The organism is Zoogloea sp., assembly GCF_030157465.1.
Taxonomy (GTDB): domain Bacteria; phylum Pseudomonadota; class Gammaproteobacteria; order Burkholderiales; family Rhodocyclaceae; genus Zoogloea.
Genome location: NZ_JAOAUU010000117.1, coordinates 1 through 11662, shown reverse-complemented (window position 1 = coordinate 11662; position 11662 = coordinate 1). Strand labels below are relative to the sequence as shown.

General features: G+C 66.0%; 8 protein-coding genes. 6 read left to right on the top strand and 2 right to left on the bottom strand.

The genetic code is table 11. From position 1 onward, the window contains the following. Window positions 1-194: 194 nt before the first annotated feature. The 3 genes from Q1W26_RS14220 to Q1W26_RS14210 all read left to right on the top strand — a co-directional run bounded on the left by Q1W26_RS14220 (window position 195) and on the right by Q1W26_RS14210 (window position 4286). Complete coding sequence (locus Q1W26_RS14220; protein ID WP_300441445.1) at window positions 195-2408, top strand: TonB-dependent siderophore receptor; 2214 nt, start codon at window positions 195-197, stop codon at window positions 2406-2408. Window positions 2409-2469: 61 nt separating this feature from the next. Further along, the gene (locus Q1W26_RS14215) at window positions 2470-3150 is read left to right on the top strand and encodes a Fe2+-dependent dioxygenase (RefSeq protein ID WP_300441442.1); all 681 of its coding nucleotides are present in this window, start codon (window positions 2470-2472) and stop codon (window positions 3148-3150) included. 29 nt (window positions 3151-3179) lie between these two features. Further along, a complete protein-coding gene (locus tag Q1W26_RS14210; protein ID WP_300441439.1) occupies window positions 3180-4286 on the top strand; it encodes an alpha-hydroxy acid oxidase in 1107 nt (368 codons plus the stop codon). A 46-nt stretch (window positions 4287-4332) separates the two neighbouring features. Here the strand turns inward: Q1W26_RS14210 and Q1W26_RS14205 are convergent, their stop codons facing one another. Together Q1W26_RS14205 and Q1W26_RS14200 are read right to left on the bottom strand one after the other, a co-directional pair. Continuing rightward, entirely contained in the window at window positions 4333-5601 is a 1269-nt protein-coding gene (locus Q1W26_RS14205; RefSeq protein ID WP_300441436.1) for a PEP-CTERM sorting domain-containing protein, read from the bottom strand. 180 nt (window positions 5602-5781) lie between these two features. After that, window positions 5782-6810, bottom strand: a complete 1029-nt coding sequence (locus Q1W26_RS14200; protein ID WP_300441448.1) for a patatin-like phospholipase family protein — start codon at window positions 6808-6810, stop codon at window positions 5782-5784. 250 nt (window positions 6811-7060) lie between these two features. Here Q1W26_RS14200 and Q1W26_RS14195 point away from each other — a divergent pair, with 250 nt between their 5' ends. The 3 genes from Q1W26_RS14195 to Q1W26_RS14185 are packed head-to-tail and all read left to right on the top strand — an operon-like array spanning window position 7061 to window position 11156. Continuing rightward, window positions 7061-7717, top strand: a complete 657-nt coding sequence (locus tag Q1W26_RS14195) for a GTPase domain-containing protein (RefSeq protein WP_300441433.1) — start codon at window positions 7061-7063, stop codon at window positions 7715-7717. Next, window positions 7714-8919, top strand: a complete 1206-nt coding sequence (locus Q1W26_RS14190; protein WP_300441429.1) for an ATP-binding protein — start codon at window positions 7714-7716, stop codon at window positions 8917-8919. The genes Q1W26_RS14195 and Q1W26_RS14190 overlap by 4 nt, the downstream gene beginning before the upstream one ends. Next, window positions 8916-11156: an ATPase, T2SS/T4P/T4SS family gene (locus tag Q1W26_RS14185; RefSeq protein ID WP_300441427.1), complete on the top strand. Its 2241-nt coding sequence runs from the start codon at window positions 8916-8918 to the stop codon at window positions 11154-11156. Before Q1W26_RS14190 ends, Q1W26_RS14185 begins: the two co-directional genes overlap by 4 nt. Window positions 11157-11662: the final 506 nt, after the last annotated feature.

The window sequence follows — 11662 nt, the reverse complement described above, 5'->3', positions numbered from 1 at the left end:
CATTACAATTGTATCCAGATCTTTCGGGCAAGCCAGCCGCAGAACGCGACAGCCAATCAGCAAGCCAGCCTCAGGTCATGACCCCAAACCGCCCCGCTTCGGGGCGAAATCATCTCCGGAGGCCTCCTTTGGCACACAAGAAAAACCGTCGCCGACAGCCGTCGGCCCCCCGCCCCCAGGCAGCAAAACCCGTTATGTCCACCGAGCGCGCCATGCTGCCCCTCGGCGCGCTGATGTTTGCCGCCTCGATGAGCGGCTGGGCCCAGTCCCCCGCCAGCGATGCCGACGACGACACCAAAACGCTCAAGCCGGTGGTTGTAAAAGCCGCCGCCGAAGCCGAACCCCAGGGCAAGGACAGCCTGCGCACCACCACCACGCGCATCGGCAAGGGCAAGCAGCAACTCCGCGACATTCCCCAGTCGGTCACCGTGGTCACCGAAAAACTGCTGGACGACCGCAAGATCGACACGGTGAAGGAAGCCCTCAAGATGACCTCGGGCATCACCTTCCTGGCGGCCGAAGGCGGCGAGGAAGACCTGCGTCTGCGCGGTTTCCCCGTCAACACCACGGGCGATCTGTTCATCGACGGCATGCGCGACCCGGCCTTCTACGACCGCGACACCTTCAACATGGACCGCATCGAAGTGCTGCGCGGTTCCGCCTCGATGCTCTTCGGCCGCGGCTCCACCGGCGGCGCGGTCAACCAGGTCAGCAAACAGGCCCGCCTCATCGACCAGAACCAGGTGGACGTCACCCTGGGCAGCTACCAGTACCGCCGCGTGGTGGCCGACGTTAACGTGAAGACCGGCGACGACTCGGCCCTGCGCATCAACGCCATGCGCACCGTCGCCGACAACAACGGCGCCGGCACCAGCCTCGACAAATACGGCTTTGCCGCCGACTACCGCTGGGGCATCGGCACCCGGGACGAGTTCGAGGTGGGCTTCTTCTATCTGAACAACGACAACGGCATCAACTATGGCCTGCCCTACGTGCGCAAAAGCGCCACCAATGCGGCACTGACCACCATTCCGGTGGACCCGTCCAGCTATTACGGCCTCTCCAGCGACTACAACCACGGCTCGGCCGGCTACGCCAGCTTTGCCCACACCCACCGTTTCTCGAGCGACACCGAACTGGTCACCAAAATCCGCAAGGGCGACTTCAACCGCGACCAGCGCGCCAGCACCGTGCGCATTGCCGGCGCGGCACTCCAGCCCGGCGGCATTGCCGCCACCCGCGAGAACTTCAGCAGCGCCACCGTGCTCAACCGCAACACCCAGAACAAGATCCAGAGCATGGAGAACCTGTTCGCCCAGAGCGACCTGTCCACCAAGTTCGAAGCGCTGGGGCTCAAACATCAAGTGCTGACCGGCGCCGATTTCGCCTGGGAAAAGAAGATCGTCCGCCAGGCCCGCAACGCGGCCCAGGGCGGCATCGACATCACCAAGCCCACCACCACCATCGGCGCCGGCGGCGGAGGCCGGGTGGACGAAACAGCCCGCATCATCGTCAAGAGCAGCGAATTCGAGAGCATCTCCGCCGGCGTCTATGCGCAGGATCTGGTCCAGCTGACCGAGCACTGGAAGGTGCTTGCCGGCCTGCGCTACGACGGCATGTCGGCGCAGTACGACACCTTCAACCTGGCCACCAGCGCCGTCACCAACTACCAGCAGTCCATCTACAAGGCGAGCCAGCGTTTCGGCGTGCTCTACCAGCCGAGCGACCGTCACTCCTTCCACCTCTCTTACGGCACCTCGTTCAACACCTCCGGCGACACCTACTCGTACAGCGCGCAAAACGTTAACACGCCGCCCGAGAAGAGCATGAACCTGGAACTCGGCGCCAAGATCGACTCCGCCGACCGCCGCATGAGCAGCCGCTTCGCCCTCTTCCGCGGGGTCAAGCTCAACGAGCGCAACACCGACCCGCTGCTCAACATCGCCGTGCTGTCCGGCAAGCGCCACGCCACCGGCTTCGAAACCGATCTCGTCGGCAAGATCACCCCGCGCTGGGAGGTCTATGGCTCCTACACCTGGATCTGGGACGCCGAAATCGACAAGGGCGCAGAAGGTGCCGAAGGCCGGGGCTCCCGTCCGTCGCTGATTCCCAAGCACCAGGGCTCGCTGTGGAGCAGCTACCAGGTCACCGAAAAACTGCGGCTTGGCGCCGGGGCCAACGCCCGCACCCGGATGACCCCCAACCGCAACCCGGCCGGCCTGTACTCCGACGGCTACATCACCTTCGACGCCCTGGCCGAGTACGAGGCGATCACCGACAAGTTGACCCTCAAGGCCAACCTCACCAACCTCACCAACAAGTTCTACGCCGACTCGCTCTACGCCAACGGGCATTACGTACCGGGTGTCGGACGGACGGTCTATCTCACCGCCAGCGTGAAGTTCTGATCAACCGCTCGGGGCACGGCCAACCCAGCCGTGCCCCGCGCGCTTTTCCCCCTTCGACACCATGCTCCTGCAAATCCCCGACCTCCTCAGCGCCGACGAAGTCCGCCAGGCCCGCCAACTGCTCGAAGGCGCGCCGTGGGCCGACGGGCGAGAGAGCGCCGGCCCCCAGGCCGCCACCGTCAAGAACAACCAGCAACTGCCCCACGACGCCCCCGCCGCGCGGGCGATCCGCAGCCTGGTGCTGGCCGGCGTCGAGCGGAGTCCGCTCTTTCTCACCGCCGCGCTGCCCAAAAAGATATTCACCCCGCGGATCAACCGCTACGGCGGCGACACCCCCTTCTACGGCGCCCACGTGGATAACGCCATCCGCTTCACCGCCGACGGCGAACGCGTTCGCACCGACGTGTCGTGCACCGTGTTCCTGTCCGACCCCGACGAATACGAAGGCGGCGAACTCCAGGTGCAGGACACCTACGGCAGCCGCGGCGTCAAGCTGCCCGCCGGGCACGCCGTGCTCTACCCCGGCACCAGCATCCACCAGGTCACCCCGGTCACCCGCGGCTGCCGCCTCGCCTGCTTCTTCTGGATCGAAAGCATGGTCAGGAGCGACGAGCAGCGCCGCCTGCTCTTCGAACTCGACATGACCCTGATGCGCCTGCGCGAGCGCCACGGTGAAACCGACGAAGCCGTCAGCCTCACCGGCACGTATCACAACCTGCTGCGCATGTGGGCCGACACCTGAAAGCCCAACCTGCAAGGAAAGCCGCACTCATGACCGCCCTGCCCCCTGGCGTCGTCACCCTCGACGACCACGAAGCCCACGCCCGCACGGTGCTCGACACCAATGCCTGGGCCTACTTTGCCGGCGGCGCGGCCGACGAGATCGCCCTCGCCGCCAACCGCAGCGCCTGGAATGCCATGCGCCTTCATCCGCGCGTGCTGCGTCCGCTGGCCGGCGGACACACCCGGGTGAGCCTGCTCGGCCGCAGCCTCGCCCACCCCATCCTGCTCGCCCCGGTCGCCTTCCAGCGCATGGCCCACCCGGACGGCGAACTTGCCAGCGCCGTGGCCGCGGCCGCCCAGCAAGCCGGCTTCGTGCTCAGCACCCAGGCCAGCCAGCCCCTCGAAAGCATTGCCGAAGCCGTGCGCGACGACCCCGACCGCGGCCCGCTGTGGTTCCAGCTCTATCTTCAGCACGACCGCGGCTTCAATCGCGAACTCGTCCGCCGCGCCGAAGACGCCGGCTACGAAGCCCTCGTGCTCACCGTCGACGCCCCCTGCCACGGCGCCCGCGACCGCGAACGACGGGCAAACTTTCGCCTGCCGGCGGGCATCTCGGCGGTCAACCTGGCCGGCTTGCCGCCACGCCCCGCAGCCGCGCTCCAGCCTGGCCAAAGCGCGCTCTTCGACGATCTGCTGCGTGACGCACCGGGCTGGGACGATGTCGCCTGGCTGCAGGCCAACACCCGCCTGCCGGTCATCCTCAAGGGCATCCTCCACCCCGACGACGCCCGCCAGGCCGCACGCCTGCAGGCCGGCGGAGTGATCGTCTCCAACCACGGCGGACGCACCCTCGACAGCGCCCCGCCCACCGCCGAAGCGCTGCCGCGCATCGCCGACGCCCTGGCTGGCACGCTGCCGCTGCTGGTGGATGGCGGAATCCGCCGCGGCACCGACATCCTCAAGGCCATGGCCCTCGGCGCCAACGCGGTACTGGTCGGCAAGCCCTATGTTTTCGGGCTCGCCAATGCGGGCGCCCTGGGCGTCGCCCACGTGCTGCGGCTGCTGCGGGATGAACTGGAAATTGCCATGGCGCTGTGCGGCTGCGCCACGCTCGACGACCTTCCGGCCGGGCTGCTCGGCGCCGGGCAGCCATGAAAAAAGGCCGGTCACCCGGCCTTGTCCAGAAAGACACCCGCCCGCCTCAAGCCGGGCTGCGCGTGGCCCCACGGCGTTCGCGCCGGCTGCGCACCAGCGCCGTCATCGACAGGCCCAGCAGCGCAAGGCTGGCGGGTTCGGGCACGGCCGCGGCGGCGCCCGTTCCGGATGCCGCATCGGGCGTCAGCAGAAACGCCCGATAAAGATTCCCGATGCGGCCCGTTCCGGCAAGCTGGCCGGCATCGTTGAGGAACAGATCCTCGATCGAATCGTAGCCGGGCAGAAGCGCATTCACGTCCTCCATCACCCCGCCATCGAAGAGGAACCAGTGCTCGGCCACGTCACCGGCCACATCGCTGCGACCAATCACCTGCCCGCGCCCGTTGATGCCCGACGCCCAGCTGCGCGAGCCGCCCAGCGTGCCGATGTCCGTCATCACGCCGCCGCTGTAAAAATAGGCGTGGTAGATATCGGCGTCAGTCTGGCTGTAGCCCGCCACCTGCCCCGCGTCATTGATGCCGGACGCCCAGCTGCCGGCCCCGCCAAGGGTGCCCAGATCCTGCATCGCGCTGCCGTCGTACAAAAAGGCATGAAACTCGATGTCGCCCGGCATCGCGCTCTGGCCGACAACCTGCCCCGCCGCATTGATGCCGACCGCCTGGCTGGTCGCGCCGCCCAGCGTGCCCAGATCCTGCATCACGCCGTTTTTGTACAGGAAGGCGCGGTAAAGATCGCCCGGCACATCGGACGTGCCGGCAACCTGCCCCGACTCGTTGATGCCCGCAACCTGGCTCGAGCGGCCACCGAGGGTGCCCAGATCCTGCATCACGCCGTTGCCATAAACAAAGGCATGGAAGGCGACGTTGCCCGGGGTGGTGCTGTAGCCGGCAACCTGCCCGGCCCCGTTGAGGTGGGACGCCCAGCTGTAACTGCCGCCCAGCGTGCCCAGATCCTGCATCGCACCGTTGCTGTAAAGGAAGCCGTGGATGGCGGCATTGCCGGCCGTAAAGCTGCCGCCAACCGCCTGCCCCGCGGCATTCACGCCGCTTGCCGCGCTGTGCGTGCCGCCAAGGGTGCCAAGACCCTGCATCACGCCGTTGCCGTACACGAAGCCCTGGTAAGCCGAATTGCCGGCCACGAGGCTTTCGCCGCTGACCTGTCCGGCGCTGCTGATGCCATAGGCCCAGCTGGATGCTCCGCCCAGGGTGCCGAGATCAAGCTGCGTCCAGGTGCCGGCGTGGGCGCCGCCGCTGAGGGTGAAAGCAGCACCCGCGAGCGTTGCCAGAATGGAATTGCGGAGTGGAAAGGTTTTCATCACGGAAATTTTGGAATTGTTGTCAATGAACACTGCGGGCACGCAAAGCAATAATCACGCCCGAATATTCTTTTAGCATGCTTACAACAAGTTGCAAAAAAATCCGTCAGCTTAACGAAAAATTAATGACGTATATGTAAAAAAGATCGACAGCCGCTCGCCGTGGATTCCACGGCCGGCTCAGGCAAACAGCGCGGACAGATCCACCGTCGAGCGCTTGCCCACGCTGGACCGGTGCTCGCGCACCCAAGTCTCGCCGCGGGCCCGGCCAAGGTCGCGCAGCTCGTGCAAAAAGGCGCGGGTCGCGTTGAGCTTGCTGCCCTTGCCCGCCGTGACCAGCTCCTTCGCATCAACAAGATGAAAGCGCAGCCCGGTGAGTTTTCGCTCGAAGCGCCCCATCGGCATCCAGCCGGAGCCCTCCCCGATGTAGGCACGGGCATGGGCGATCATGCGCATCTCGCGCAGGAAGGTCGTCGAGAAACCCAGCTCCATGCTGCGCGCGGCAATCTCCTCGGCCGTCCGCGGCACCTCCGCGATGCTCAGCGGATTGAGCAGCACCAGCAGGATGTCCGGGGTGCTGCATTCGTACATCAGCGGGTAAATCGCCGGGTTGGCCGTAAAGCCGCCGTCCCAGTAGGCCTCGCCGTCGATCTCGACAGCGTGGTGGAGGGTGGGCAGACAGGCCGAGGCGAGCAGCGCATCCTCGGACAGCTCAAAGGTGCGAAACAGCCGCACCTTGCCCGACGTGACGTGGGTTGCGGCAATGAACAACTTGAGCCGGCAATCCCGCCGGATGCGCTCGAAATCAAACTGGGCACGCACCACGTCGCGCAGCGGATTGAGCTCGAAGGGATTGAACTCGTAGGGCGAGAACAAGCGGGTCAGGCTCATCATCATGTTCATCGGCCCCGGCATGGCGCCGTCGCCGGCGGTGTTGAGGCTCTGCAGCAGGTTGAGCTCGAAGGGCGTGCTGTCGGCCACGGCGTCCCAGAAGGTGGCCAGGCTCTCCCGCGCGCCCTCCGCGCCGCCGTGGGTCCAGCCCTGGGCCAGCGCGACCGCGTTCATCGCCCCGGCGCTGGTGCCGCTGATTCCGTCGAGCCGCCAGCCGTCTTCCAGCAGGCGGTCCAGCACGCCCCACGTGTAGGCGCCGTGCGCCCCGCCCCCCTGCAAGGCCAGGCTCAGAGCGGGCGCCGACGCGTTGTCCCCCATCGCAACAGTTCGTTTCCACCAGCGGGTTCCCAGCATCGCAACTCTCCTTGAATTCTTGATGCAGCAATTATTGCTGCAGTGCACCATACATCAAGAATAGACGCCGCAATGTTGTGGAAGTTCGATCCCCCACCCCGCGCCATGGGGCCTAAAATCAGATCGAGACACCTGCGGGCTGTCCGGCCGGTGCCGTTAATAGCGGGGACGAAATAATTCGCCCCACCCCCATCCGCACCCCAAAGACCCGACCATGCCCGAGCAAGACAACACCAGTCTGACCTTCAAGCTGGTTTATTACGGCCCGGCCCAAAGCGGCAAGACCACCAACCTGCTGCGCCTCCACGACATCCTGTCGCCCGAGCTCAAGGGCGAAGTGATGATCATGGAGACCAAGGACGACCGCACCCTGTTCTTCGACCTGCTGCCGCTGGGTTTTCGGGCGCCCTCGGGCCTTTTGACCAAGCTGCGCCTGTTCACCGTGCCCGGCCAGGTGGCCCACGACGGCACGCGCAAGGCGGTGCTGTCGCGGGCGGACGGGCTGGTGTTCGTCGCCGACTCCGATCGCACCCAGGAAACCAACAACGGCGAAGCCTTCCAGAGCATGGCCGACAACTGCCACCGGGTCGGGCTGGATTTCGAGCACATCCCGCTGGTCGTCCAGTTCAACAAACGCGACCTGCCCAACGCGGTGCCCGAAGCCGAAATCCGCGAACGCTGGGATGCCGCACCCTGGCCGGTGCGCTTTGCCACCGCGCTGTCCGGCAATGGCGTCGAGGCTACCTTCGAAGCCCTGCTGCGCGCGCTCTACCGGCGCCATGTGGACGGGCTCGGGCTGGCCACCGACCACCGTCTTACCGAGGACGCCTTCGTGGCCGGCGTGCTGGGGCGCACTCTGGAACCCCAATGAGCACCTCCGACTTTGACCGCGAATGGCGTCTGGGCGAACTCTTCGACGCGGCCATGCTGGCCCGCATCGGCCCGCCGCTGGCCGAACTGCTGGGCGCCGACCTGGCCATTCTCGACCGGGACGGCCGCGCCCTGTGGGGCATGCCGGCCCCCGACGCCACCCGCGAAGCCCTGATCCTCGAACTGGAACCCGCCGGCTTCCTGGCCAGCGCAGCGGCCCGCCCGCCCCAGCTGCGCAGCGCAGCCCGCATGTTCACCGCACTGCTGCGCGCCGAAGCCCGCTACCGCATGGCCTCGGCCCTGCACCTGGAAGCCGTGACCCAGGATTTCGAAACCCTCAAGCTCGAACACTCGCGCCTGCTCGCCTCGGAAGCCCGTTACCGCAAGCTGTCCGAAGAACTCGAAGCCCGCGTGGCCGCGCAGGTGGCAACCCTCGAAGCGCGCCAGCAGATGCTCTACCAGGCCGAAAAGCTCGCCTCGGTGGGCCAACTGGCGGCCGGCATGGCCCATGAAATCAACAACCCACTGGGCTTCGTGAGCAGCAACCTGGGCAGCTTCAAGCTCTACCTCGACAAGTTTGCCGCGCTGCACGCACGGCTGGCCGAAGGCGAAGCGGCCTGGCAAAGCCTTGACCTCGACTTCGTCATCGAAGACGGCGCCGAGCTGCTGGCCGACTGCGCCAACGGCCTCGCGCGCATCGGCCGCATCGTGGCCGACCTCAAAAGCTTCTCCAACGTAGACCGCCCGCCCACCGAGCGGGCCAACCTCAACGCCTGCCTCGAACACGCTGTCAGCGTGGCCAGCAGCCCGCTGCCGCCGGGCGTCACGCTCAAAACCGCGCTGCATCCGCTGCCGCTGCTGGCCTGCAATCCGGGGCACCTCAACCTGGTGTTCCTCAGCCTGATCAAGAACGGCATGCAGGCCGTGCAGGATTCGGGCCGCCCCGGCGAGGTCTCGATCCGCAGCGAAGCGGCACCCGACGGCATCACGATCCGCATCACCGACACCGGCGTCGGCATGAGCCCGGCCCAGCAGGAGCGTGCCTTCGAGCCCTTCTACACAACCCGTGCGATCGGCGCCGGCACCGGTCTTGGCCTGTCGACCGCCCGCAACATCGTGCTCGCCCACCGGGGGCGCATCGTGCTCGACAGCACGCCCGGCAAGGGCACCACGGTAAGTCTGTTCTTTCCGGGCACGCCATGACCGACTACAAGAGTCTCTTCACCGGCAAGACCGACGCCCACCAGGCGCCGGCCAGCCACCTGACACCGCCGAAATATCGTCTGCTGCTGGTGGATGACGAGCTGGGAATCGTGCGCGCACTGGGGCGCGTGTTCCGCCAGGAGAACTACGAGATCGTCACCGCCGGCAGCGGCCAGGAAGGGCTGGACCGCCTCGCCGAAGGGCAGGTGCACCTGGTCATCAGCGACTTCATGATGCCGGGCATGAACGGCGCCCAGTTTCTCCACGAGGTAAAGCTGCGCTCGCCGGACACCATCCGCATCATGCTCACCGGCCATGCCAACACCGACGCGGTGATGGGCGCGATCAACGATGGCGCGGTGTACAAGTTCATCCTCAAGCCCTGGAACGACGACGACCTGCGCGTGACCGTGGCCCTGGCGCTGGAACAGTTCGACCTGATCGCCCGCAACCGCGCCCTCAAAACCGAAAACGACAAGAAGAGCAAGGAAATCTCGGCGCTCTCCAAGCTGGCGGCCACCCACCGCAGCCGGCTCGGCATCATGCTGCACAAGAAGAACCTGCTCTCGGCCGCCCAGTTGCAGGAACTCACCTACCAGCAGGAGCGCCGCACCGAACCGCTGATCGCGCTGCTGCTCGAAAAGGACTGGGTCGACGAGCGCAAGATCCGCGCCCTCTTCAAGCAGGATCTGCTCATCGACGAGGTTCAGCTGCCGGAATTCAGCGTCGACCCGGCCCTCGCCGAGATCATTCCCCGCAGCTTCTGCTCCCGCCAGCTGGTGGTGCCCCTCAAGCTGGAAGGCAAGCGCCTGATGCTGGCCATGGCCGACCCGCTCGACGAAGGCCTGATCGACGAAGTGCGCTTCACGGCCGGGCTCGACCTGCAGATCGTCACCGCCGACATCGCCGCCATCCGCAAGAAAATCGACGAAATCTACGGCGGCAGCGACGTGGATTTCAAGGAACTGGAAACCCTGGTTGCATCCTCCGACCCCTACGAAGGCATCGAGATCGTCATCGAGGACGTGGACGACACCCGCCTCGAAGACCTGCTGCGCGACACCGAAGCGCCGCCGGCCATCCGCCTCGCCAACGCCATCATCATCGAGGCGATCCGCCTTGGCGCCTCCGACATCCACATCCAGCCGCGCACCAAGAGCGTGGTGGTGCGCTACCGCATCGACGGCGTGCTGATCGACAAGATCAACATCCCGCACCAGTTGCACCAGTCGCTGGTGTCGCGGCTCAAGATCATGTCCGAGCTGGACATCTCCGAACGGCGTCACCCCCAGGACGGCCGCATCACCGTAAAAACGCCCATGCGCATGGTGGACCTGCGCATCTCCACGCTGCCCACCATCAACGGCGAAAAAGTGGTGATGCGCATCCTCGACCGCAACTCGTCGGTGCACAGCCTCACCAATCTCGGCTTCTCGCCCATCGACCTGCCCCGCGTCACCGACATGGTGGCCCGGCCGCAGGGCATCATCCTCGCCACCGGGCCCACCGGCAGCGGCAAGACCACCACGCTGTATTCGCTGCTCCAGCACGACGCCACGCCCGAAAAAAACTACGTCACGATCGAAGACCCGGTCGAGTACTACCTGGACATGGCCGGGCAGGTGCTGGTGCGCGAAAAGATCGGCCTGACCTTCCCGTCCATCCTGCGCGCCCTGCTGCGCCAGGATCCGGACGTGATCCTGCTCGGCGAGATCCGCGACTTTGAAACCGCCGAAGTGGCCTTCCACGCCGCCCTCACCGGCCACCTGGTCTTTTCCACGCTGCACACCAACTCGGCGGTGGCCACCGTTGCCCGCCTGTTCGACCTCGGCCTCAAGCCCTACGTGGTGGCCAGCGCCCTCGAAGGCATCATCGCCCAGCGCCTGGTTCGCCACGTCTGCCCCGAATGCAGCGAGGCCATCGACACCGATCCCGCACTGCGGGCCCGGCTCGGCGGCGTTTTTGCGGGCATCAAGCGCGGCTTTCGGGGCAAGGGCTGCACCGCCTGTCACGGCACCGGCTACAAGGGCCGGGTTGCGCTCTACGAAGTGCTGGTGCTGGACGACGACTTGCGCGACTGCATCGGCAGCGGCGCCAGCATCCTCGAAATCCGCCGCAAGGTGCGCGAAAAAGGCCTGCGCGGCATCGGCCAGCACGCCGCCGAAAAAGTTCTGGCCGGCGACACCACCCTTGAAGAAATCATCCGCGTGCTGGGGCCACAGGCAGGGGAAAACTGAAGCCCGGAACTGAACGTGCAGTCGGTATCCACGGATGATTTTCTGTGGGGGCAACTTCAGTCGCCCATCCACGCGTTGAATCACAGCCAAGCCCTTGATCAAAGTCCGCGGGCGACTGAAGTCACCCGCACAATCTGCCGCCGCAGCTGAAAACGGGGGGCTCTGGGCCAGCCTTTCGACACGCCTGGAGGGAACAGGTAGTCGATATTCAAGGCTAATTTCGCGTTAAGTGTGAAATGACTCTTCCTGGCAGGCCCGCCGGGCTGGGAGAGTCTCACCTGTCGGGGGAAACGCTTTCCACACGTTGCGCGAACCTTGGTGGTTCATTCCATTCGACCGCGAACCGGTTAGCCCTTGCGGGACGGCTTTCCGGTGTATGACCTTACATCGGCCGGGTCTCGCCCCGGCGGGCGACCTTCTTTCTTGTTGTACGACAAGAAAGAAGGCAAAGAAACGTACCCCGCTGCCGCGCCCCCTTCGGGGGTTCCCTCCTTCCGGCGATGCCG

What these genes read in the sequence shown, in the direction of transcription:
- Q1W26_RS14200 (WP_300441448.1), bottom strand. Translation starts at nt 6,810, where the DNA reads ATGGGGGACAACGCGTCGGCGCCCGCTCTGAGCCTGGCCTTGCAGGGG.
- Q1W26_RS14205 (WP_300441436.1), bottom strand. Translation starts at nt 5,601, where the DNA reads ATGAAAACCTTTCCACTCCGCAATTCCATTCTGGCAACGCTCGCGGGT.
- Q1W26_RS14185 (WP_300441427.1), top strand. Translation starts at nt 8,916, where the DNA reads ATGACCGACTACAAGAGTCTCTTCACCGGCAAGACCGACGCCCACCAG.
- Q1W26_RS14220 (WP_300441445.1), top strand. Translation starts at nt 195, where the DNA reads ATGTCCACCGAGCGCGCCATGCTGCCCCTCGGCGCGCTGATGTTTGCC.
- Q1W26_RS14190 (WP_300441429.1), top strand. Translation starts at nt 7,714, where the DNA reads ATGAGCACCTCCGACTTTGACCGCGAATGGCGTCTGGGCGAACTCTTC.
- Q1W26_RS14195 (WP_300441433.1), top strand. Translation starts at nt 7,061, where the DNA reads ATGCCCGAGCAAGACAACACCAGTCTGACCTTCAAGCTGGTTTATTAC.
- Q1W26_RS14210 (WP_300441439.1), top strand. Translation starts at nt 3,180, where the DNA reads ATGACCGCCCTGCCCCCTGGCGTCGTCACCCTCGACGACCACGAAGCC.
- Q1W26_RS14215 (WP_300441442.1), top strand. Translation starts at nt 2,470, where the DNA reads ATGCTCCTGCAAATCCCCGACCTCCTCAGCGCCGACGAAGTCCGCCAG.